This is a genomic window from Martinezella multihospitum (assembly GCF_900094585.1).
GTDB lineage: Bacteria > Pseudomonadota > Alphaproteobacteria > Rhizobiales > Rhizobiaceae > Rhizobium > Rhizobium multihospitium.
Genome location: NZ_FMAG01000001.1, coordinates 1346659 through 1368421 on the forward strand (window position 1 = coordinate 1346659; position 21763 = coordinate 1368421).

General features: G+C 59.7%; 20 protein-coding genes. 5 read left to right on the forward strand and 15 right to left on the reverse strand.

Annotation, left to right across the window (positions count from 1 at the left end; all coding sequences use genetic code 11):
• Positions 1–97 precede the first annotated feature (97 nt).
• From GA0061103_RS06190 to GA0061103_RS06250, 12 genes are all read right to left on the reverse strand, one after another.
• The gene (locus GA0061103_RS06190) at positions 98–1675 is read right to left on the reverse strand and encodes a serine hydrolase domain-containing protein (RefSeq protein WP_245304675.1); all 1578 of its coding nucleotides are present in this window, start codon (positions 1673–1675) and stop codon (positions 98–100) included.
• Positions 1676–1756: 81 nt separating this feature from the next.
• Positions 1757–2890, reverse strand: a complete 1134-nt coding sequence (locus GA0061103_RS06195) for a helix-turn-helix domain-containing protein (protein ID WP_092708091.1) — start codon at positions 2888–2890, stop codon at positions 1757–1759.
• A 269-nt stretch (positions 2891–3159) separates the two neighbouring features.
• The gene (locus GA0061103_RS06205; RefSeq protein ID WP_092708096.1) at positions 3160–4245 is read right to left on the reverse strand and encodes an ABC transporter ATP-binding protein; all 1086 of its coding nucleotides are present in this window, start codon (positions 4243–4245) and stop codon (positions 3160–3162) included.
• Positions 4238–5275: an ROK family protein gene (locus tag GA0061103_RS06210; protein ID WP_092708099.1), complete on the reverse strand. Its 1038-nt coding sequence runs from the start codon at positions 5273–5275 to the stop codon at positions 4238–4240. The genes GA0061103_RS06205 and GA0061103_RS06210 overlap by 8 nt, the downstream gene beginning before the upstream one ends.
• Positions 5272–5997, reverse strand: a complete 726-nt coding sequence (locus GA0061103_RS06215) for a ribulose-phosphate 3-epimerase (RefSeq protein ID WP_092708103.1) — start codon at positions 5995–5997, stop codon at positions 5272–5274. The genes GA0061103_RS06210 and GA0061103_RS06215 overlap by 4 nt, the downstream gene beginning before the upstream one ends.
• Entirely contained in the window at positions 5994–6818 is an 825-nt protein-coding gene (locus GA0061103_RS06220) for an alpha/beta fold hydrolase (RefSeq protein ID WP_092708105.1), read from the reverse strand. The genes GA0061103_RS06215 and GA0061103_RS06220 overlap by 4 nt, the downstream gene beginning before the upstream one ends.
• Positions 6818–7636 carry a sugar phosphate isomerase/epimerase family protein gene (locus GA0061103_RS06225; RefSeq protein WP_092708108.1) on the reverse strand — a complete coding sequence of 273 codons (819 nt, stop codon included), beginning with the start codon at positions 7634–7636 and terminating at the stop codon, positions 6818–6820. Before GA0061103_RS06225 ends, GA0061103_RS06220 begins: the two co-directional genes overlap by 1 nt.
• Positions 7636–8712: a Gfo/Idh/MocA family protein gene (locus GA0061103_RS06230; protein WP_092708111.1), complete on the reverse strand. Its 1077-nt coding sequence runs from the start codon at positions 8710–8712 to the stop codon at positions 7636–7638. Before GA0061103_RS06230 ends, GA0061103_RS06225 begins: the two co-directional genes overlap by 1 nt.
• Before the next feature lie 11 nt (positions 8713–8723).
• Positions 8724–9542, reverse strand: coding sequence for a sugar phosphate isomerase/epimerase family protein (locus GA0061103_RS06235; RefSeq protein ID WP_092708113.1), 819 nt, complete (start codon positions 9540–9542; stop codon positions 8724–8726).
• A 5-nt stretch (positions 9543–9547) separates the two neighbouring features.
• Positions 9548–10384, reverse strand: coding sequence for a carbohydrate ABC transporter permease (locus GA0061103_RS06240; protein ID WP_092708116.1), 837 nt, complete (start codon positions 10382–10384; stop codon positions 9548–9550).
• Entirely contained in the window at positions 10381–11307 is a 927-nt protein-coding gene (locus GA0061103_RS06245) for a carbohydrate ABC transporter permease (protein ID WP_245304676.1), read from the reverse strand. Before GA0061103_RS06245 ends, GA0061103_RS06240 begins: the two co-directional genes overlap by 4 nt.
• A gap of 7 nt (positions 11308–11314) precedes the next feature.
• Complete coding sequence (locus GA0061103_RS06250) at positions 11315–12661, reverse strand: ABC transporter substrate-binding protein (RefSeq protein WP_092708121.1); 1347 nt, start codon at positions 12659–12661, stop codon at positions 11315–11317.
• Between the two features lie 176 nt (positions 12662–12837).
• On the opposite strand from GA0061103_RS06250, the gene GA0061103_RS06255 reads away from it, so the two are divergent.
• Both GA0061103_RS06255 and GA0061103_RS06260 read left to right on the forward strand, forming a co-directional pair.
• Complete coding sequence (locus GA0061103_RS06255; protein ID WP_092708124.1) at positions 12838–13995, forward strand: Gfo/Idh/MocA family protein; 1158 nt, start codon at positions 12838–12840, stop codon at positions 13993–13995.
• Positions 13996–14010: 15 nt separating this feature from the next.
• The gene (locus GA0061103_RS06260; protein WP_092708127.1) at positions 14011–14961 is read left to right on the forward strand and encodes an alpha/beta hydrolase; all 951 of its coding nucleotides are present in this window, start codon (positions 14011–14013) and stop codon (positions 14959–14961) included.
• A gap of 19 nt (positions 14962–14980) precedes the next feature.
• Here GA0061103_RS06260 and GA0061103_RS06265 read toward each other — a convergent pair whose 3' ends face one another.
• The 3 genes from GA0061103_RS06265 to GA0061103_RS06275 form a co-directional block, all read right to left on the reverse strand.
• Entirely contained in the window at positions 14981–16015 is a 1035-nt protein-coding gene (locus tag GA0061103_RS06265) for a LacI family DNA-binding transcriptional regulator (protein ID WP_092708130.1), read from the reverse strand.
• Between the two features lie 494 nt (positions 16016–16509).
• Entirely contained in the window at positions 16510–16815 is a 306-nt protein-coding gene (locus tag GA0061103_RS06270; RefSeq protein WP_069610414.1) for a hypothetical protein, read from the reverse strand.
• A 92-nt stretch (positions 16816–16907) separates the two neighbouring features.
• Entirely contained in the window at positions 16908–17942 is a 1035-nt protein-coding gene (locus tag GA0061103_RS06275; RefSeq protein WP_092708133.1) for a LacI family DNA-binding transcriptional regulator, read from the reverse strand.
• 176 nt (positions 17943–18118) lie between these two features.
• Here GA0061103_RS06275 and GA0061103_RS06280 point away from each other — a divergent pair, with 176 nt between their 5' ends.
• From GA0061103_RS06280 to GA0061103_RS06290, 3 genes are all read left to right on the forward strand, one after another.
• On the forward strand, positions 18119–19672 hold the full coding sequence (locus GA0061103_RS06280; protein WP_245304699.1) for a sugar ABC transporter ATP-binding protein: 1554 nt from the start codon (positions 18119–18121) through the stop codon (positions 19670–19672).
• Positions 19672–20685 (forward strand): ABC transporter permease, encoded by a 1014-nt coding sequence (locus GA0061103_RS06285; protein WP_092708139.1) that lies wholly within the window; start codon positions 19672–19674, stop codon positions 20683–20685. Before GA0061103_RS06280 ends, GA0061103_RS06285 begins: the two co-directional genes overlap by 1 nt.
• 118 nt (positions 20686–20803) lie before the next feature.
• Positions 20804–21727, forward strand: coding sequence for a sugar ABC transporter substrate-binding protein (locus tag GA0061103_RS06290; RefSeq protein WP_092708142.1), 924 nt, complete (start codon positions 20804–20806; stop codon positions 21725–21727).
• The last annotated feature ends 36 nt before the right edge of the window (positions 21728–21763 follow it).

The window sequence follows — 21763 nt, forward strand, 5'->3', positions numbered from 1 at the left end:
AAAGCCTCAATTCATTTCTATCGGCCGAAAATTGCGGGTCAAGAGTGTTTCGATCGGCAATGTTACGCCGGGCACTGCCGGGATGGATGGACGCTAGTCAATCATCCCGTTTGCCATCGGCGGATAGTTCCCAACCTTCTTCGTCGATACGCCGAATATGGAGCCTGTCACCGTTGAACGACAGGACGTATTTGATCCGCGTGCCGTATCCGATATCCTGTGCGTCGATTACGAATGTCTGCCCGTCCGACCATGTCCCTTTGGTGGCCGGGATATGGCCTGGATAGGCGCCCGAGAGCGCGGGCGGACCTTTGCGATAAAGTCCGTCAAGTCCGATGGGTACGTCTTCCCGGAATGAAGAGCCGACCGGATAACGCAAATACTGTTCATATTCGACATGCGGACGAGGACCGGCCAACGATAGGGTAAGTGTTCTTAACTCCAGGTCGTTGTCCGGAAATTTGTAGGTCTTTCCAGAAATGGCGGACGCAATCTCAGGTGTCGGGCCAACGGCTGTCGGCTTCTCGACTGCGCCATCTTTGATCGCATTTGCAAGCTGTTCGGCCGCGTTCGGGTTGGGAGGAAGCGCCGACTCGGACTTGACCGCCGAAGAAACACGGTCTGCCAGACTGCGGAGCGGAACATATTTTCTGGCGGTGGTCACCACCACAATATCCAGATCGGGAAACACCGCTATATTCTGACCATCCTTGCCATTCGCGATGTAAACGTGCCGTTCGGGCAATATCCAGAAAAAGTTCGAGTAACTCAGGCTGGGATCGTATGACGCATGCGCGTTCACGATCCTGTGGTTCAAAACATCCGCCCAGCCGGATGGAAGAAGTTGCCTTCCCTCCCATTCGCCATGGTGCAAATACAGATAGCCGAATTTTGCCATGTCGCGCGGCAGCAAGAAGAGCATCCCGTCTCCGGTTGTCAGTCCTTGCGGATCGCGATCCCAATGCCAATCGGCAATGCCTAACGGAGCAAAAAGCTTTTCTCGCGCGTAATCCTCGAGAGGCTTGCCGGTAAGCCGGGTGATGATCGCGGAAACGAGATCCGGGTTGCCATTGCTATAGTTGAAAACCTCTCCCGGCAGATGCGCCATGGGGCGATCAAGAATGAATTGGGTTAAATTCGAAGCTCGGTACATGTCCTGCAGTGTTTGCTGCGTACCGTCTTCAAACCCTTGATCCCAATCGAACCCGGAGGTCATGTCCAGAAGGTTTTGAATCGTGATTGCCTTCTTTCTTTCATCGAGATTCGCGATGCGGCGGTCGGCGAAAAAATCGAACACGGGGTGATCGAGACGGTCGAGCAGGCCGTCCTTGTAGACCATGCCGAGAAGTGTGCCGGTAACCGCCTTTGTTGCAGAGAATATCTCGTGCGGAATATCGCCGGTGTAAGGGGCGTAGTGGGCCTCCGTGACAATTCGCCCATGACGCACGACGAGGAGGCTGTCAAAGCTGTGGCTTCCGCCATAGGCGACAAGCTTGGCGAGTGCGGCGGAATCCATGCCCTGTTCTTCCGGCGTGGAGGTCAGCCATTCTTTGGTTGGCCACACTGAGTTGTCCGTATCCTGCGCCTGGGCAGGCCCGAGGTAAGCGGACGCAACCAGAGCGCATAGGCTCAACATCGCACTCAAGGTGAAACGGTCTTTGATCGGCACGTTCATGGCGGTCTCCTATTTGCGGAGACTATGCCGCGCAGAACCCACGTATTCTCGCCGAAAATTGGAAAACGACTTGCCGATTTCTCATCGCGGCTTGCCGATTGTAAAATTCCTTGCCGCATCCTGCTGTTTCGCCGTCGGCTGGGTGAGGATCTGTCTGCGAAACTCGGTTGGCGTCAGGCCTGTTTCTGCCTTGAAGGCTCGGTTGAACGGGCCGAGCGACTGGAAACCGGCATCCATGGCGATCGTCAGGATCGACACGTCCTTTTGGTTGGGGTCAGCCAGAGCCGCCTTCGCTTCATCGATCCGATACCGGTTGAGAAAGGCATTGAAATTGCGGTAACCAAGACCTTCGTTGATAATTTGACGCAAGCGATATTCCGGCAGGCTCATGAGCGCGGCGAGAGAGCCGATGGTCAGTCCTTCGCGACGATATATGCGCTCGGCCGTCATCAGGCGCTGCAGGCGATTGAGAAGGGTGGGTTCAATTCCTCGACCGCCTTCCGTTTCGATCGGAGCAGAAGAGAGCCTGTCGACGGAGGCAGCGGTCCACTCAGGGGGAACTGCCTGATCGGGCGAGGCCGTGCGGAACACGCTCCAGCCAGCAAGCGCCGCCAATAGGCAAAGACCGAGCCCGTTGGCGAGGTTTCGCACCGGGGCGGACCATGTCAGGATGGCGACAGAGGAGAGATTGGCGATCGCATTGACCGCGATATAGGCCAGCGTTCCCATCAGCACGGCGACACGCAACCGTCGCCGCCCGGCGACCAAATCCATTCGCCAACTTGCAATCGTCTGCATCACTGCGAGCAGCCCGAAGCTGAGATTGGCGAGCGTAAGAATCCAGCTGATCGCCGAGGCTGCAGAGCCTGCTATGATGCCATAGGAAGCGATCAGCGTCAGGCTGACCAGAGCGATCCAGACGTCGCGATGCCAGGGCCGAAAGACAAAATCGTCGTCGAAAACCAACCGTGCCCAGAGCCAGAAGGCGACCGAGCCGCTCGATGAGAGTGCAATGAGTGGCAGCCTTGCCCAGTGCCACTCCGACGGTAGGCCCGGCGCGTCGATAATCGCGGAGGCGGCGCCCGCTGCAGCCAAGGCGGCTCGAATGAATTCCACCGGGCGCTGGCGCAGAAAGACAGCAGTCATCATCAGCAGCAAACCCGCGGCCGCGCCGCGACAGCCGTTATCGAGAGCGAAGAGGCCCGCGCCGCTCATGCCCCAAGGGTCTCCACGACGACGCAGGCCAACAGGGCTCGGCGGTGGGCGGCCTGAGCATGTTGGCACCGAGCCAGATGCTTGAGGGTCGCGGCGTCGTCAGTCGATAAGGCTGCCAGCTGACGGCGCTTGCCGAATTCATCAGCGAGATCGGCACTTCGGGGCAGGATGGAAGGCATGTGGGAACCGCCTAAACAGTTACAATCCGTCCAAGGAGATGTCCGGCAACCATTTTCTGCCCCAAGGGATAGGATGACGTCGCGCGATCGTCAATTCAGCTTGGCGAGCGATTTTCCCTCATCGTCGAAGAGATGACACATGCCCGGATCGATATGGAGCGATATCGGTGTATGGAGTGGGGTGGTGTCGGCGCCTTCTGTCTGCACGACAAGCGAATGACCTGATGTGGTAGCGACGTGAAAGATCGTCAGGCCTCCCAGCCGCTCCGCAAGGACGACCTGTCCGTTAAACTGATCGCCTTGGCCGATGCGGATATGTTCGGGGCGGATTCCCAGCGTCAGTTTTGAGCCTGCCTTCACTGCTTCGGAGAAGACGGGAATGGTCATGGTGTTTCCGCCGCCCAATGCCACGGATATACCATCCGGGCCGATGGCCTCAGCCGTTGCCGGCAGCAGATTCATCTTCGGCGAACCGATGAAGCCGGCCACGAAGATGTTTGCGGGGTTGTTGTAAAGCGTAAGCGGCGAGCCGACCTGCTCGATGCGGCCGCCGTTCAAGACGACGATCTTGTCGGCCATGGTCATCGCTTCGATCTGGTCGTGGGTGACATAGATCATCGTAGCGGCCAGCTCGTCATGCAGGCGCATCAGCTCCAGCCGCATGTTGACGCGCAGCGCCGCGTCGAGATTGGAAAGCGGTTCGTCGAACAGGAAGATCTTCGGGTTTCGAACGATCGCGCGGCCGATGGCCACGCGCTGGCGCTGGCCGCCGGACAGATCCTTTGGCCGACGGTCGAGCAGATGCGTCAGTTCCAGAATCTTTGCGGCTTCCCTGACCTTCTGATCGCGCTCGCCTGTCGAGACACCAGCAATTCTCAGCGCAAAACCCATGTTGTCGGCAACCGTCATGTGCGGGTAGAGCGCGTAGGATTGGAACACCATCGCGAGACCGCGTTGCGACGGATCGATATCGTTCGAACGCTTGTCATCGATCATCAGATCGCCGCCGGTTATTTTCTCCAGGCCGGCGATCATGCGTAGAAGCGTGGATTTGCCGCAGCCGGAGGGGCCGACGAAAACGACGAATTCACGGTCGTCCACATCCAGATCGATGCCTTTGATCACCTCAAGAGCGCCGTAGGATTTACGGGCGTCGCGGAGCTTGAGATTAGCCATTGCTGGCCTCCTTTTTGCCGGCGGGTATGGCCCTATCAGGGTTGTCCGTGCCTTTGGGACTCATCGGCCCGGGGTCTGATTTTCCGTAGCCGTCGAAGATGAGGCTGGCCGCGCCGATCAGACCGGCATGGCGCCCGAGCTGTGCGGTAACGATCGGCACGTTGCGATAGGCGGGCATGGCGCGCTCGCGAACAGTCGCCGCCATTTGATCGTGCAGAAGATCGAAGCCATGCGAAATTCCTCCGCCCATGACAAGCACGTCGGGCGAATAGAGATGAAGCAGGTTTGTGAAGCCGATCCCCAGCCACCGCGCCTCGGCAGCCAGCAGCTCCAATGCGTCGGCGTCGCCCTTTCGTGCGGCTTCGACGACATGCCGTCCGGTCACGTCGGCATCGGCGGCGAGCTTGCGCAGCGCCGATCCGTCTGATGGCCTAGTGCGGGCCGTCGCTCGCCTGCCGAGCGCCGTGCCGGAGGCGACGGCCTCAAAGCAGCCGACTGCGCCGCAAAAGCAACGTTCGCCCTCGCTCGTGATCGTCATGTGGCCGATCTCGGCGGCCAGACCGCGCCTGCCATGCAGGATCCGGCCATCGGCGATTACGCCGCCGCCAATACCCGTCGATACGGTGACGAACACCATCGATCCTGCCCCGCGGCCGGCGCCATATCGCCATTCCCCGAGCGCTGCCGCATTCGCATCGTTTTCGAGCCGCACGGGCAGCTGGAAGTGATTATGGAGAATGTCCGCCAGCGGAACCTCATGCCATCCGATCAGAGTTGGCGCGGCAATGACGACGCCGGCGTCCGGGTCGAGCGGGCCGGGCGCGCCGATCCCGATCCCGATCGGCGAAAGATCGGGCGTTTCCGCCAGTACGGTTTCCGCCAGCAGTTCGATCTGTCGGATGACGGCGGCAGGACCTCCAGCTGCATCCGTCGAGAGGGACACGAACGACAGAAGAGATCCCATGTCGTCGACAAGCGCGGCGCGAAGCTCAGTTCCACCCAGATCGAATGCAAGAGCGACCTTTTTCACGAAACCCGGCTCTCCAATCCATGCAGCCAGGCAATCCGGTCGCCAAGATTCTTGTCGCCGAATGCCAGCGATCCGAGAACCACGGTCTGAGCTCCGGCTTGGCGCAGGAGTGGCACCGTTTGTTCGCGAATGCCGCCATCGGCCGCCAGGATCACCCGATCCTCACGGCCGGCTTTTTTCAGGAGAGAACGCGCCTCGATCAGCCGGTCGCATGCCTTTTCCGACAGGCTTTGCCCCTTGACGCCGATCAAGGTTCCGAGCAGCGTCACGAAGGCTACGTGATCGATGAAGGGTTCGATCGCAGAAACGGGTGTTTCCAGCCGCAGCACCACGCCGGCTTCGGCACCCAGCTCTTTGGCAACCGCAATTGCACGCAAACCCGCCTCGCCGTTTTCGGCATGGACACTGATCAAATCCGCACCTGCCTCTATGAATTGGCGCGTCTGCTCCTCGACGATTTCAGCCTCGACCATGAGATGCACATGGATCGGCTTGGCGGTCGACTTGGCGATACGCGCGACAAAATCCGGAAAGAACAGGAAACCCGGCGTAAAGCGCGCATCGGCGACATCGATGTGATGCAGATCGACAAAGGCTTCGATGCGCCTGAGGTCGGTCTCCATATTGGCAAGATCGGCCGACCAGAGCGAGAACTCGCCGAGAAGCCTGTTGCGGGGAAGCGCTGCGATAGCCGCCGGGCCGGAAAGGGGTTTGGACGTCATGATGGAACGGAGCTCCGGATTGTTTTGGATGCGAGAAAATGCGCGATGGCGTCTTGGACGTCGGCAAAGTGCCTGTTCTTGTCGACTGCCTTGGCGATGACTTCGACAAAGCTTACGCCGGGAATGACATTGGCGAGCGTTTGTGCGCGGGAGAGCGGATGGATTGCGTCATGCTGGTTGCCGATGATCAGGGTGGGCACGGCGAGAGCGGCGGCAGCGGCCTGCGTCACATCCGGTCCGTCTGCAGCGATATCAGCCAGAACAGAGGCGAAGGCGGTAGCATCCGGCCTGTCGAAGTAGCCAAGCAGGGAGGAGAAGTTGTCTGGCGCCTCGGAGGCGATCCGTCGCCCTATTTCGGAGGAGACAAACCGCTTTTTGGCTTCTTCAATCGGGTGAGAACGGATCAGGGCTGCAACGGCGCGGATCGGCGCGAGATTGTCCGGCGATGCCTCGAAGGTCCAGGCGGGGCGCACGAGAACGAGCCCGGCGATCCGGTGAGGGTGATGATGGGCAAGATGCAGGGCAATGGCCGCGCCCATCGAAATACCGCCGACGATGAAGCGGTCAAAACCGTATGCGGTGGCCGCAGCCAGAACGTCCTCGGCAAACATGCGGATCGAAAAGGGTCGCGCATTGCCGAGCGAGGATGCGCCATGTCCGCGGCACTCCAGCGTCAGCCGGTGAATAGCCGCGGTGGGGGCATTCTGCGCCGCCTGGGCTTCATCTCCGCCCAATCCGTGCTGGAAGACGACAGGAAGTCCCTCACCATCCACATAGACGGCAAGTTCCGTATCGCCGCGCTTGAACGATTTCTTGTCCATCAGATCAGCGCCTTGAGAAAGCCGGCAACGCCGGATGCTTCCGAAGCCGAAAGGCCATGCGTCACGAGCGGGCCGTCGAAATTCACCGAGCGCAGCCGCGCGATGAAGTCGGCGAAATCCACAACGCCTTGCCCCGCGGTCGCAAAACGGCCATCGGCATAGCGATCCTTGGCATGGGCCAGGGCGATGTGACCGGCCGACGTTTCGATCGCCTCTTCGACGATCGCCTGCGCCTTGGCCGGTGTTGCCTGTTCGAAGAGATTGGCCGGATCAAGCACGATGCGCAACCGCCGCGATCCCATCTCGTCGATCAGCCGCCGGGCGTCGCATGCCGACGTGACGATATTGGCTTGCTCCGGCTCGATGCCGAGATCGACGCTGTGCCGTTCCGCCAACTCCAGAGCTTTCGACATTTCAGCCGCCATATCGGCCCAGGCGGAAGGATCGCCATTGTCGGGATGATAGGCCCATTGGTCGTTCGGATCGCGCGTTCCCGTGCAAAGCGTCACCAGCGGAATCGAGAGTGCCGATGCCGTTTCGATGACGACGGCAAGCTGGGCGAGGCCTGATCGGCGAACGGCAATATCGGGATGGGCCATATTGTAGGTGCCTGACAGGGCGGCAAGGGAGACGCCTGTTGTTCCGACAGCCAAGCGAACCGCTGCGATCGTCGCTTCCGAAACAGCATCGGGCATGGACGGGAGGCCGCAGCAGGCGAGATTGAACTGTGCGCAAGCATAGCCGCTGTCGCGTACCGCTGAAAGAACGCCGAGCGGTTCCGTTCCGGGAAAGGTCTTGGTGAAGATCCCGATCTGCATCAGACCGCTCCCGAGACCGATGCGAGTTCGACGCGCTCGCCCTGTTCCACCGATCTGGCGATCGCCACCATCGCGCGGATGGACGCCAGGCCATCCTCGACATTGGCGCCGCGCATCGGCGCGCCATTCAGCGCGGTATCGGCAAGTCCTTCCAGCTGCCGGCGGAAGAAATGGCCGTCCGCGCCAAGCGGCTTTCGGCTCGTCGCATCCTTTTCGTGGAAGATTTCCACTTCGCTCGAGCGGAAGTACCAGGGATTGAAGGTCTTTGCGAGAACCGAGCCGTTCTCGCCATAAAGCTGGAAACCCTCATGCCAATCCATGCGCACGGCAACTGTCAGGTCGAGATGACCGAGGGCACCGTTGGAAAACTCGGTCTCCACGAACCAGCAATAGGCACCGGCGCGTTCCAGAAGCCGGGCACGAACGGCGACGATTTCACCACAGAAGAAGCGCGCGGTGTCGACCAGATGCGAGCCGTGCGCCAGCATGAAATATTGCCTGAGATCGGCCTTGGGATTGCCTGATGGCTTGCGCGCAAGCTTGCTAGTGACGGGCAGGGGCTGGACTGCATCCGTATTGGTATAGCGGTGAGTGGAATCGCAATACCACGCCTTCATCGCAAAGATCTGGCCTATATCGTCGCGCACGAAATTGCGGGCCGCCTCAAGCGCCGGATCGAAGCGCTTCATGTGGCCGACCTGCAGGATCTTGCCGGACCGGCGCACCGCTTCGGCGAGCTGCTGTCCTTCCTCGATCGAGATGCCGATCGGCTTTTCGCACAGCACATGCTTTCCGGCTTCCAGCGCCTTTATGGACATCGGCACATGATAGGCGTCGGATGTCGCGACGATCACGGCCTCCAGCTCGGGATCGTTCAGCATGGCATCATAATCGCCATACATCTTCTGCGGCTCGTAGGTCGCGCCCATGCGGGCCAGAAGATCGGGGGCCGCGTCGCAGATCGCGTAGAGATCGGCATTCCTGGCCTTGACGCAGGATTCCAGATGCGCGAATTGCGCGATCGGCCCGCAGCCGAGTACTCCGACGCGAAGACGGCGACTTTCCTTTTCGATCATGGTTCTCTTCCTTATGCGCCGTAGCCGCGCATGGTTTCACGATTGGCTTTGACCGCAGCCGCAGGATCGGCGCCGGCCGTTTCGGATTCCTCCTCCAGCACCAGCCAGCCATTGAAGCGCGGAGCTGTCGAGACGAGGTCGATCACGGCTGTCGTATCGAGAACGCCCTTGCCGAGCATCGCCCATCGGTCATGTGCATCGACATCCTTCAGATGCAGGTAGCGGATACGGTCCTGATAGGTGCGCATCGTGTCAAGCATGTCGGCGTGACCTCGCAGGATGTGGCCGGTATCCGGCACCCAGCCGACCAGGCTCGGGTCGAGCAATGCGAAGATGCGGTCGTAATCGGCGCGGTCGAACAGCAGCGTATTGTGATGCGAGCTCGGATGCACCGCAACCTCGACGCCGGCGGCCTTGCCCAGTTCGCCTGCGCGATTGTAGAACTCGCCTGCAATGGCGAACTTGTCGTCCCGAAGGCCCTCGGAAACCACGGTCGCCGAGCCGATGGAAACGAGTGCGCCTGGAAAATGCGCGGCATAATCAATCCAGCGCTTCGCCGTCGCCAGGTCGTCCTTCATTGCGCCGGCCAGCGTAAAGCCGCTCTTGGAACCGAAGGCGAAGGAGACGAGCGTCAGGCCGTGGTCCCTCAACGCATTTGCAAAGGCATGCGGGTCCGCGCCATAGTGGCCGATCATGGTGTCGGTGATTTCGATGCCGGAATAGCCGCCTGCGGAAATCGCCGAGAGCAGATCGTCCGCCGTTCCTGTCCAGGCATTGCCGAGCATTTCCCATGTAAACGTCTGGCAGCCGACTTTTATGTCCTTGCGCATTCCTGTTATTCCTTGATTCCGCCTTGGGTCAGGCCTTCGATGATGTGTCGTTGGAAGAAGAGCACCAAAATGATGAGCGGCACGGTGACGATAGCCGATGCGGCGGCGATGTCTCCCCAGGGCACATAATATTGGTTAGTGAAGTTGGCGATGCCGACCGGGATCGTCTGGCTGTCGCTGTCCGAGGTGAAGGCCAGCGCGAACAGGAACTCGTTCCAGGCGGTGATGAAGGCAAGCAGACCCGTCGTGACCAGGCTCGGCAACGACATTGGCAGGATGATGTGCCAGAGCAGGCCGACCGGACCGACGCCGTCCATGCGGGCTGCCTCGTCGATCTCGCGCGGCAGCGTTTCGAAATAGCCGAACAGTACCCAGGTCACCAAAGGCAGTCCGAGGGCAAGATAGGTGATGATCAGCGCGGTGTAGGTATCGAGCAGCCCGAGATCGGAGGCGATGAGATAGAGCGGTCCGACGAGCGCGATCTGCGGAAACATCGACACCGAAAGGATGACCGTCAGGATGCCGAAGCGTCCCTTCACATCGAGGCGCGACAGCGAAAAGGCGGCCAGCGAGCCGACGATCAGGCAAAGTGCGGTGGTCGCCAGTGAAACGACGAGCGAATTCAGCACGTAGTGATGCAGGCCTTTCTCGACGAAGGCGTTGTAGTAGTGCTCCAGCGTGAACGGGTTCGGTATGAGCGAGGGCGTGCCTTCGGTCAGGGCCTTGTCGAGCTGGAGCGACGTCGAAAACTGCCAGATGAACGGACCGGCGGACCAGATGAGGATGAATAGGGCGCCGAGATAGATGAGGATGTTTTGGAAGACTGAGCGGCCTTCGTTCATGTCGTCCTCCTGATCTGGCGCACGAGGAAGACACAGAAGCCGACGGCAATCAGCCCCTCGGTGATGAACATGGCGGTCGAGACTGCCGAGCCGTAGCCGAACTGAAGCGTCGAAAAGAGCACCTTGTAGGAAAGGGTCGAAAGGGTCTCGGTGGAATCGGCCGGACCGCCACCCGTCAACACATAGACCAGGTCGAAGACGCGGAACGCATCGAGCGCACGGAAGAGGCCGGCGATCAGCAGCGTCGGCATCAGGAGCGGCAGGCGGATATGCCAGAAGATCGTCCATGCTCTCGCCCCATCCATGCGGGCGGCCTCGATCAACGACTTCGGAACAGTCTGCAGCCCCGTCAGCAGAAGAAGCGCCATGAATGGCGTGGTCTTCCACACATCGGCAAGGATGATCGTCGTCAGCGCCGTATCGGGGGAGCCGTACCAGTTGACGTTCTGGTCGATCAATCCTGCATGCAGAAGGATGAAATTGATGATGCCGTGCTGGCCATCGAAGAGCCAGCCGAACATTTTCGATGTCACGACGGTCGGCATGGCCCAGGGTACGAGCATGGCGGCGCGGACCATGCCCCGACCGGCGAAGGTCTCGCAAAGGATTAGCGCCATTGCCAGGCCGATGAAGGTCTCGAGTAACGTCGAGATCAGTGTGAACCAGATCGTGTGCCACCAGGCATTCCAGAACGGCGGGTCGGCCAGCAGCTGCACATAATTGGCGATGCCGACGAAATCATTGTCCTGGGTGATCAGCGAGCGGTTGGTAAAGGACAGATAGATGCCGTTGACGATCGGATAGAAGGATACCGATGCCAGCGAGAGAAATGCCGGTAACAGCAGCAGCCAGGGCCAGAGGGCGCTTGACAGCGCCCTCGATTTGCCTGGGGTTTGCTCGGAAACGGCAACCGTCATCGTCATGGCCATTTTAGCCGACGATCTTGTTGATCTGGGCTGCGGCTGCCTGAAGCTCCGCCTTGACGTTGCCGCTGACCAGCGCCTTCGAGATGCTGGACTGCAATGCCAGCGTCACCTTGGCATATTGCGGCGTAATCGGCCGCGGCGTTGCCCCGGTGAAGACGTTCTGAAGGCTCGCCATGAATGGCTGCTCCGCCTTCAGCTTCGCATCCTGGAAGATCGCGGGCCGCGAGGGCGCAAGGCCGAAATTGAGCGCAAGCCGGGTCTGGGTTTCGGGCGAAGACATCCAGGTCAGGAATTCGATCGCCGCTTCCCGCTTCTTGGAATTGGCATTGACGCCCAGCTGGTAGCCGCCAAGGCAAGCCGAGCTCTTGCCGCCGGCAAAATGCGGCAACGGCGCGACGGCGACCTTGTCGACGACATGCGAGGCCTTCGGGTCCTGCGCGATCGGATAGACATAGGACCAGTTGCGCATGAACATCGCCTCGCCAGATGTAAACGGCTGGCGAGAGGGCTCTTCGTCCCAGGAGAGCACGTTCTGAGGACTGATCTTCGTCTTGTTGATGGTGTCATACAGGAACTGGATCGCGGCAACGGCGGCATCGTCGCCGATGACGGAAGATTTCCCGTCGGCGGAAAGGATGGAGCCGCCGTTGGATGCGATGATTTCCACGGCATCACAGACCAGAACCTCGGCCTGCTTGCCTTGCCAGAGATAACCGAATTTGGCGTCGCCGGCCTTTTGCGCCTCTGCCGCCATTGCCGCCATGTCGGCCCAGGTTTCGGGCACCTTGCCGCCGTGCTTTTCCACGAGGTCCTTGCGATAGTAGAACATGCCGGAATCGACGAACCATGGCAGCGCGGTCAGCTTGCCGCCATAGGTGCAGGCAGCAACCGTACCCGGGAAATAATCGGCACGCTTGTCTTTCGGGAAATACTCGTCAAGCGGCAGAGCCCAGCCGGCAGAGGCAAAGCCCGCGATCCAGATCACGTCCTGGCTGAAAACATCGGGCGTTCCGTTGCGGCGAGCGAGCTGCTGGACGAGGCCCTGATAGACTTCCGTCGACGAGCTCGGCGGCGGCAGTTCGATGAACTTGACGGTGATGCGGCTTTGCGACTCGTTGAAAGCCTTGACGAGATCGCCGAGCCCTTCCTTGCCGAAGAAGCTGGCGCTGGCAAAGCTGATTTCCGTCCGATCGGCCGCGCGTGCCGGGCGGATGCCAAGGCCTGAGGCAACGCCAAGCGTTGCTGTACCGATGGCGGCGCCGGCAGCACCCAGCAGCAGCTGACGACGATCAAGCATTATCGATTGTCCGGCAGTCTTGGAACCGGCCGGCGTCTTCTTGATATCTGTCATGTTTCCCTCCCAGGAAGACTGGCGACCTCCAAACCTCCGCGCCAGTATTCGCATATGTTTTATAAAAATTTGTCGCGCGTCAAGAAATAAGATGCTTTAAATCAACCCGGGAGTCATCGTTCGGATGCGCTGAAGCGCGGCGAACAGATGTGGTAGATCAGGGAGGATTGGGTAATATGGCTGGTAATTCAAAAGCTAAACTCGGCATCGGCGTCATCGGCTGTGGTAACATCTCGATGACGTATTTGCGCAATGCAGCGCTGTTTGCAGGTGTCGAATTGCGCGCCTGTGCGGATATATCCGCCGATGCGGCTGTGCTGCGTGCCCGCGAATATGGCATTCGCGCGCTCAGCGTCGACCAATTGCTGGCCGATCCCGAAGTCGATCTCGTACTGAACCTCACCGTTCCCGCCGTCCACTTCGACGTCACGATGTCGGCCTTGTCGACCGGCAAACACGTCTTCACGGAAAAGCCGCTTGCAACATCGGCGGCCGATGGACGGGTTCTCGTGGCGGAGGCCAAGCGGCGCGGATTGCAGTTGGGGTCTGCGCCCGATACGTTTCTCGGCGCTGCAGGCCGCCGGGCGCGGCGCCTGATGGACGAAGGCGCGATCGGGCGACCTGTCAGCGGCACGGCCTTCATGATGGGGCGTGGCATGGAGCACTGGCACCCCAATCCGCAATTCTACTATCAGCCGGGCGGCGGCCCGGTCTTCGACATGGGGCCTTATTATCTGACGATGATGGTGAACCTGCTCGGCCCTGTCGTGCGGGTCATGGCAATGGCGACGAAAGGTCAGGAAGAGCGGCTGATCACCGCCGATGGTCCATTCAAGGATACCAGCTTCAAGGTCGGCACTCCCACAAACATCCTGTCGCTTCTGGAATTCCAATCCGGTGCGACCGTGAATTTCGGGGCATCCTGGGATGTCTTTCGGCACTCCAATCATCCAATCGAGCTGCACGGCACCGAAGGCTCGCTGCGTTTGCCCGACCCGGACACATTCGGCGGAACGGTGTCGCTGTCCGAACGAGGCGCGGATTGGCACGATTTCGAAAGCGACGGTGAACTTTACGGTGCGAGGAACTGGCCTTTCGCCGCACCGGACCGGGCGAATTACCGCATGCTCGGTGTCGCCGACCTTGCGCGAGGGCTTCAGGAGGGTAGGCCGCCCCGCGCATCGGGAGAGCTAGCCCTTCATGTTCTCGAAATCATGGAGGCTATCCTCCAGTCGGGGGAAAGCCGGCAGTCGGTCAGCATCGGCGCGCAATTCAACCCGCCACCGCGCCTCGACGAAGACGAAGCACGCAGCCTTCTCGCCTCATCGCGGTAGAGGAGTAGCAGTCCAATGGAAAATCTGGATGAAAGCGCGCGGCGCGTTCTCGCTCTGAGCAGCGGGTCGAAAGGCCGGCCATTTGAAACCGGTACACCTCAACAGGCGCGTATCGACTATGATGCGAATTGCCCGACCCTCCAGGGTGGAAAGGAGGCTGTGGCTTCGGTGGAAGATCGGCAAATCGCCGGTCCAAATGGCCCGATCACCTTGCGCATCTATCGCGGCATCGGTGCGCTTTCGAAGAATGGTCTGGGTCTCATCTACCTTCACGGCGGCGGCTGGGTGATCGGCAATCTCGAATCGCACGACGAAATCTGCCGATGGTTCGCCAATACTGCCAAATGCATCGTCATCTGCCCCGACTACCGGTTGGCGCCGGAACACAAGTTCCCCGCCGGAGTGATCGATTGCGCTGCGGCTTTGGCATTCGTGGTGAAATCGGCGACAGATCTCGGTATCGATCCTAGCAGGATCGCCGTCGCCGGCGATAGCGCCGGCGGCAATCTTGCTGCCGTGCTGGCATTGATGTCACGCAATGGCGATGCCCCACCTCTTGCGGCACAGCTGCTCATCTATCCCAATACGGACGCCGCCCAGACGGCCGACAGCTATCGCCGCTATGCCGAGGGCTTCGGCTTGACTGCCTCGACGATGAGATGGTTTCGCGATCACTATATTCGCACCGCAGCCGATATAGCAGACTGGAGGGTTTCGCCGCTACGGGCCGAGACCTTGGCCGGAGTGGCACCGGCCTTCGTCGCCACTGCCGGATACGACATTCTGGTCGACGAAGGCATCGCTTACGCCAGGCGGTTGCAGGAAGAAGGGGTACGCATGGTGCATCGCCATTGGCCGGGACAGATCCACGGCTTCGTGTCGATGGGGAGATATGTGGCCGAGGCTCGGCGGGCAGTGGAGGAGGCCGTTGCAGCGTGGCGCGGCTTCGAAGATGCCTTGATTTAGATGAAGAGCAGTCGTCGCTTCAGGCCGATTGCCGCATGACCAGTGTTCCACCCAGGCTAACCTTGCGTGCGATCGGCTGTGTGGGTACGTCCGTGTCTCCCAGCAGCGTCAGCAGCGTGCTGACGCTGCTTGCCGTCATCGCGGCGAAGTCCTGGGCCATCGTCGTCAGCGGCGGGCAGGTATAGCGGCTCAAGGGATGGTCGTCATGGGCTGCGATGCGCAGATTGTCGCCCTTTTTGCGCCCGATTTTCAGCCCGTGCGCGAAGGCGCCTGCCATCACGCCGAAGGCGAGGCGATCATTCGCGCAAAGGATGGTTTTGCGTGGAAGAGACTTTGCGCGGAGCAGGCCATCCATCTGCTCGTATCCGATGCGCTCAAACTCCCACGTGTAGGAGGCATTGGTGCTGATCACCAGCGGCTCGCATCCTGCAGCTTCCATGGTGGCGATATAGCTTGCCAGCCTCTCCGGTGAGTTGTGATTGACATGCGGAATGTCGAGATAGGCCGGCGCCTCTCCGGATCGGCAGAGATATTCCACGATCGTTGCGACGCTCTGGTAATTGTCATTGCCGATGAAGGGTGTGTTTCCTTCGATATAAGTGTCGAAATAGACGATGGGCAGGTTCTGCGTCAGTTTTTCAAAGGTGCGTGGGTCGGATTTCTGCCCCAATGGTGCGACAAGCGCACCGGCTACCTTCAACGACAACATCGTGTTGACGGCTTCGGCTTCCAGCTCCGGCAATCCATGCGACGAGAAGACGATCGGCCAATAGCCCTCGTTGCGCAGGCGCAATTCCAGGCGATTGACCATTTCGGCATAAAAGGGGTCGGTAAGGGCGGGAACCAGGATGCCAATATTGCGTGTTCTCTTGCGATTGAGGTTCCGAGCATAAAGATTCGGCTGATAATCCGACGAGCGAAGCGCCGCCTCGATCAGCGCGCGGGTGGCCGGTTTTACACTGGTCGGATCGTCAAAATACTTGGAAAGGGTGGGGCGGGAGACCCCGCAGGACTTTGCGAAATCCTCCATCGTCTTATGCGTCAATTTTTCCATCGAAAGTCGACCATTTTTCCAGCTACCGTCTCTACTAATGGCCATATGCGCATACATCGAAAGCAGCGCAACCAGAGACGTAAATTCCAGGCAAGTTCTTTCGCGCTTCGCGTCGCGATAAAAAGTAACGCGCGAAAATTTATTATTTAACGCGTTAAAATTCAAGCTGCTGCATGAATGGCCTTTCGTCAACGCTCATGCGAATGGCGACAAGGTGCGCCCATGAGCGGTTACGACGACATTCGAACCATAGCTGCGTACCCGGCATCCCGATATTGCGGAGTGTGAAGCGGGAGCGGGTAAAGCCGAAGGCGCAAGAACGGCCCGGTGGCTGTCGGCATGCGTATTCTCGTGCGAATGGTAACTTCGGGCCGCTCACCACGAACCGAGCCCGAGGCGCGCCGTTTTGCTATTGGCGTCGCCTCGATTGAGGTCACTCGTTTCTGCTGATGCAAATTTGTTATCGAATCCGTGCGACAAGCCGGCGCAAGCTTTCAAATCCCCGACCCGTCGAGTTGCTGGGCATTGTCGCCTTCCCAAGGTGAGGGCATTGAGGTGCGATTGAGATTGGCCGAGGGCATCGGCATCCAGCATTTTAGTTCCGGCTCGGCATATTCGATGATGTGTCCGGGCGAGGAATCGGAGGCGCGCCAGCCCTCTGTGCCGAATTGATCGCCATTCGACCAATATGCGAGGTCAACTTCTGCCGGCCCCTGTTCGGACGGGCGGATGGTGACAAGGATCCGACTGCCGTCTTTCGGAGCGCTTGCCATGTGCCGCCAGCGGTCTGGCTCATCCATCATTTTTCCTCCTGCCTTGCTTTGGGTTGCAAGTGTCGCCTCGCCATCGAAAACGGTCAACTCAAACTTTGCGCGACCCATTCGCCATCGTCTCAGATGTTTGCGGCCGTATATATTTCAAAAGGAAGCATGTACTGCGATACGGTCGGGGTTCTGTGGGTATCCAGCGCTTCCGCCATCGCCCGCACCAGCGTATCGGCGAGCAGCCGCGCCGGGTGTGAAAGAACAACCTTGATCACGCCTTCGGCCAGGCCGGCGCGGGTCTCGTTCGTCAGCTCGTGAGCCACAACCACCAGGCGTTTGGCGGCCGGGCCGCCATCCTCACGAAGCGCACGCATGACGCCGGTGACACCGCCGCCGGCCACATACAGGCCCACCCAGTTCTCTTCTTTCTTCAGCAGATCGCGCGTGAGTTCGTAAGCAATATCAGGCTCTTCCTGAGTGCCCAGGGTTTCCATCATCTGGAACGTGGAAGCGCTTTCCCGGAAATATGACCGAAAACCCATTTCGCAGAGTTCCTGCGACAGATAGCGGTGACTTCCGACGAAAACGGCAACCTTGCCGGGAACCGGATTGACATTGTCGATGAACCAGGCAGCGGTTCGCCCTTTCTTGACGCAGTCGTTTCCGACGTAGCCAGCGCGGCCCGGCGCCGTCAGGTCGGAAATCATCGTGAACACAGGAATTCCTTCGGCCTCGAGTCCGTCAACGGCATGGTTGATCTGTGGATGATCCGACGTGATGACGCTGATGACATCGACCTCCCGACTGAGCGCGAGCATCGCATCCGCCGTATTTTCGGGTGCGCGCTCATCGTCGAATCGGACGATGGCTCTGCCATGCGCATCCGGATAGGTCTCGACCGCCTTCGTCAGGACTTCGCCCCACATCCGGTAGAGCTTCCGATGGGATTGTTTCAGAAGGAAGCCGAACTTGATGACCGGCTTTTCCTTTTCGAGCCGACGCTTGATGGCGGTCACGCCATGAAAGCCGATGCGCTCGGCTGCTTCCAGCACGCGCGCGGCGGTCTGATGGCGAACCGGATCGCGGCCGTTCAAGACCCGATCCACCGTTGAAACTCCTACATTAGCGGCTTTAGCGAGATCGGCGATGGTCGGCCTGGACATGGGAGCCTCTCAGAAAATGAAAGCTATTATGGGAGTATTTGAAAGAATCGTCCAGCCTGAAATTGACAGAAATGGGGGAAGTGTGGTGGTTTTGGCGCCGCTGGAGGAAGCATTCAGTCATCGAAAAGAAACGCCGGAATGGCGGAATTTGGGAGGAGGCAGACATGTCTGCGGCCATGGGATCGACGCGTCTCGGCGACAGCGTCAGCGGACATTCCTTGCAGAGCGGCGATCTCGTTCTCGAGATGCGCGGCATCGTCAAGGCATTTCCCGGCGTGCTCGCTCTCGACGGAATGAATCTCAAGGTTCGGGCCGGTACCGTCCACGTCCTGGTCGGCGAAAACGGCGCTGGCAAATCGACGCTCATGAAGATCCTGAGCGGCACCTATGCGATCGACGGCGGTGAAATCCTCTTCAAGGGAGAGGTGCTGACCGGACAGGACACGTCGGCCGCGCTTGAGCGCGGGATATCGATGATCCATCAGGAGCTCAGCCCCGTCCTCGACATGACGATCGCCGAGAATATCTTCCTCGGCCGCGAACCGGCGATGTCCGAAAAGGGCGTCCTGTCGCGTTTCGTCGATTTCGCCAGAATGAACGCCGATACCAGGACGCTCCTCGACAGGGTCGGTCTTAAATATGACCCCGAGACGAAGATGCGCGATCTTTCGATCGCTGCCATGCAATTGATCGAGATCGTCAAGGCCATCTCCCGACAAGCATCTCTCGTCATCATGGACGAGCCGACCTCCGCGATCAGCGATACCGAGGTCGCCGTGCTGTTCCGACAGATCGTCGACCTGAAGGCAAGCGGCGTCGCGATCATCTACATCACCCACAAGATGGATGAGATCTTTCAGATCGCCGACGACATCACCGTCATGCGCGATGGTCAGTTCATCGCCGCAGCACCCGCCAGCGAATATGATCCTTCCAAGCTGATCTCCCAGATGGTCGGCCGCACGATCTCCAGCATCTTTCCAAAGGAGGAGGTTCCGATCGGCGATGTCGTGCTCTCGGTCGAAAAGCTCACACGAACTGGTGCCTTCGAGGACATTAGTTTCACCGTTCGGGCCGGCGAGATTCTGGGCTTGTCCGGCCTGATCGGTGCCGGCCGCACCGAGGTCGCCCGCGTCATCTTCGGCCTCGATGAGGCCGATTTCGGAACGATCCGGCTGAACGGCGCCGTCTTGAAGCTGAAGTCGCCGAAGGATGCGATCTCCAGAGGCATCGCGATGGTGTCCGAGGATAGAAAGGCGGAAGGCCTCGTGCTGTGCCGATCGGTCGGCGAAAACATCTCGCTTGCCAATCTCAAGAAGTTTGCCGGTGGCCTCTTCATCAGCGAAAGACAGGAAGAAACCGCGGCCCAGCGCATGATCAAGATGCTGCAGATCAAGACGCCGGACACCGCGATGATCGTCGAGAACTTGAGCGGCGGTAACCAGCAGAAGATCGTGCTTGCCAAATGGCTGCTCGGCGATCTCAAGCTCCTGATCCTCGACGAGCCGACGCGCGGCATCGACGTCGGATCGAAATCCGAAATCCATCGGCTGATGACGGAATTCGCTCGGCAGGGCTTGGCGATCATTATGATCTCGTCCGAGCTGCCGGAAATCTTAGGGATGAGCGACCGCGTCGTCGTGATGAGCGAGGGTCGGGTTGCCGGCGAATTGACAAGAAGCGAGGCCAATCAGGAAAGCATCATGCGCCTCGCTACGGGAGGACATTGATGAGTACCGAACCGATGGCTGCGGTCACGAAGGGCGCCACGCCGAAATCCCAGACGAAGTCAGGCGGGATCGATTTCGCCCTGATCTACCGCAAATACGGCACCGTCCTGATCTTCGCCGGCATCTGTATCCTGGCATCGCTGCTGAGCCCGACCTTTCTGACGGAGGCAAACCTTACGAACGTCCTGCGCCAGGTCGTCGTCGTCAGCCTTCTGGCCTGCGGCGTCACCTTCATCATCATCCTTGGCCAGATCGACGTCTCGCTCGGTTCGGTGCTGGCGCTCTGCGGGGTGATCGCGACCAGCGTGATGGCAACGACCGGAAGCATCACGCTTGCCGTGCTGGCGGGTGTCGCGATGGGCATGGTGACGGGCTTCATCAACGGCTTTGTCATCACATTCTTCCGCATCCCGTCCTTCATCATGACGCTGGCGATGACGACGGTCGCAAGAGGCGCCGTGCTGCTTTATACCGGCGGCGCACCGGTTTCGGGTCTTGGCGAGTTCAAGATCATCGGTCAGGGCTCCATCGGACCGATCCCGATCTCGGTCTTGATCCTTGCTATCTTCGTCGTGCTCTCCTGGATCCTGCTCAACAAGACCAAGTTCGGCCGCTACGTCTATGCCGTCGGCGGCAACGACCGCGCCGCGCGGTCATCCGGCATCAATCCCGACAGCATCGTCGTAAAGGCGTTCATCTATAACGGAATCCTGTGCGCGATCGCCGGCATTGTCCTGATGTCCCGCATCAATTCGGGGCAGCCGGCCGGCGGCGTCGGCTACGAGTTCGACGCGATCACTGCCGTCGTCGTCGGCGGTACCAGCCTGATGGGTGGCACGGGAACGATCACCGGCACGATCATCGGCTCGATGATCATCGGCGTCATCAACAACATCCTCAATCTGATGAATGTCAGCTCGTACTGGCAGCAGATCATCAAGGGCCTGATCATCGCGATCGCGGTCATCCTTGATGTTTGGACGAAATCGGCCCGCAGCAAGAAGAAGGCCTGATCGGAAAGTTCCCGCAAAGCAAAAACCGCACATGCGGAGGACCACCTGTGTGTCGGCGCGAAAGGGCGCGCCGGAAACGACCTGAGTTTTGTAACGCCCAATGGGAGGAGAAGAAGCAATGAAACTCGTAACCAAACTCGCGCTGACGGCAGCCGTTTCGATCGCCGCTCTGTCCGCCACCAGTACGTTTGCTGCCGACAAATTCGTCGTCGGCTATGCCAACATGGCAGACACCGACGTCTTCGTCATGGCGCGCAAGACGGCCTTCATCGATGCCGCGAAGACCGATCCGAACGTCGATATCAAGTTTGCGGACGCCAACAACGACGCCAGCAAACAGCTCGACCAGATCGATAATTTCATCGCTCAGAAGGTCAACGCGATTGTCGTCGTCCCGGTCGACTATCAGGGCATCGTTCCTGGCGTCGAGAAGGCCAATACAGCCGGCATCCCTGTCGTGGCACTCGGCATCCAGTCGGCCGGCGGCAAATATACCTTCGTCGGTTCGAAGAACATCGACGCCGGCAAGATGCAGGCCGAATATATGAAGGCCAATCTGCCGAAGGACGCGCAGATCCTCTATCTGGAAGGCACGCCGGGCCTCTATCACTCGCAGGAGCGAAAGAAGGGCTTTGAGGAGTCCCTCGGCCGTCCGGACGTGAAGATCCTTGCAAGCCTGACAGGGAACTACGACCGCGCCGAAGGCATGAAGGTCACCGAAGACTGGATCCAGAGCTTCCCGAAGTTCGACGCCATCGTTGCCGCGAACGATCAGATGGCGCTTGGCGCGCTGGAAGCGTTGAAGGGGTCCGATCGTCTCAAGGGCGTGATGATCGCCGGCGTCGATGGCGTGCCGGACGCTTTGAAGGCGATCAAGGCGGGTGAGATGTCGCAGACGATCTTCCAGAATGCCGGCGGTCAGGCGAAGGCCGCATTCGAAGTGGTCGAAGGTATCAAGAAGGGCGAACAGCCGCCGGCCGAAAAGCTCGTGCCGTTCGAGTCCATCACCAAGGACAATGTCGACCAGTACATGAAGAAGTAATTCCTCCCGAGCAGGCGTGTCGGGGTGACAGGCGTC

Excerpts from the sequence above, each read along its gene's own strand:
- GA0061103_RS06190 (WP_245304675.1), bottom strand. The coding sequence starts at position 1,675 with ATGAACGTGCCGATCAAAGACCGTTTCACCTTGAGTGCGATGTTGAGC.
- GA0061103_RS06195 (WP_092708091.1), bottom strand. The coding sequence starts at position 2,890 with ATGAGCGGCGCGGGCCTCTTCGCTCTCGATAACGGCTGTCGCGGCGCG.
- GA0061103_RS06205 (WP_092708096.1), bottom strand. The coding sequence starts at position 4,245 with ATGGCTAATCTCAAGCTCCGCGACGCCCGTAAATCCTACGGCGCTCTT.
- GA0061103_RS06215 (WP_092708103.1), bottom strand. The coding sequence starts at position 5,997 with ATGACGTCCAAACCCCTTTCCGGCCCGGCGGCTATCGCAGCGCTTCCC.
- GA0061103_RS06220 (WP_092708105.1), bottom strand. The coding sequence starts at position 6,818 with ATGGACAAGAAATCGTTCAAGCGCGGCGATACGGAACTTGCCGTCTAT.
- GA0061103_RS06225 (WP_092708108.1), bottom strand. The coding sequence starts at position 7,636 with ATGCAGATCGGGATCTTCACCAAGACCTTTCCCGGAACGGAACCGCTC.
- GA0061103_RS06230 (WP_092708111.1), bottom strand. The coding sequence starts at position 8,712 with ATGATCGAAAAGGAAAGTCGCCGTCTTCGCGTCGGAGTACTCGGCTGC.
- GA0061103_RS06235 (WP_092708113.1), bottom strand. The coding sequence starts at position 9,542 with ATGCGCAAGGACATAAAAGTCGGCTGCCAGACGTTTACATGGGAAATG.
- GA0061103_RS06240 (WP_092708116.1), bottom strand. The coding sequence starts at position 10,384 with ATGAACGAAGGCCGCTCAGTCTTCCAAAACATCCTCATCTATCTCGGC.
- GA0061103_RS06245 (WP_245304676.1), bottom strand. The coding sequence starts at position 11,307 with ATGACGATGACGGTTGCCGTTTCCGAGCAAACCCCAGGCAAATCGAGG.
- GA0061103_RS06250 (WP_092708121.1), bottom strand. The coding sequence starts at position 12,661 with ATGACAGATATCAAGAAGACGCCGGCCGGTTCCAAGACTGCCGGACAA.
- GA0061103_RS06255 (WP_092708124.1), top strand. The coding sequence starts at position 12,838 with ATGGCTGGTAATTCAAAAGCTAAACTCGGCATCGGCGTCATCGGCTGT.
- GA0061103_RS06260 (WP_092708127.1), top strand. The coding sequence starts at position 14,011 with ATGGAAAATCTGGATGAAAGCGCGCGGCGCGTTCTCGCTCTGAGCAGC.
- GA0061103_RS06265 (WP_092708130.1), bottom strand. The coding sequence starts at position 16,015 with ATGGAAAAATTGACGCATAAGACGATGGAGGATTTCGCAAAGTCCTGC.
- GA0061103_RS06270 (WP_069610414.1), bottom strand. The coding sequence starts at position 16,815 with ATGGATGAGCCAGACCGCTGGCGGCACATGGCAAGCGCTCCGAAAGAC.
- GA0061103_RS06275 (WP_092708133.1), bottom strand. The coding sequence starts at position 17,942 with ATGTCCAGGCCGACCATCGCCGATCTCGCTAAAGCCGCTAATGTAGGA.
- GA0061103_RS06280 (WP_245304699.1), top strand. The coding sequence starts at position 18,119 with ATGGGATCGACGCGTCTCGGCGACAGCGTCAGCGGACATTCCTTGCAG.
- GA0061103_RS06285 (WP_092708139.1), top strand. The coding sequence starts at position 19,672 with ATGAGTACCGAACCGATGGCTGCGGTCACGAAGGGCGCCACGCCGAAA.
- GA0061103_RS06290 (WP_092708142.1), top strand. The coding sequence starts at position 20,804 with ATGAAACTCGTAACCAAACTCGCGCTGACGGCAGCCGTTTCGATCGCC.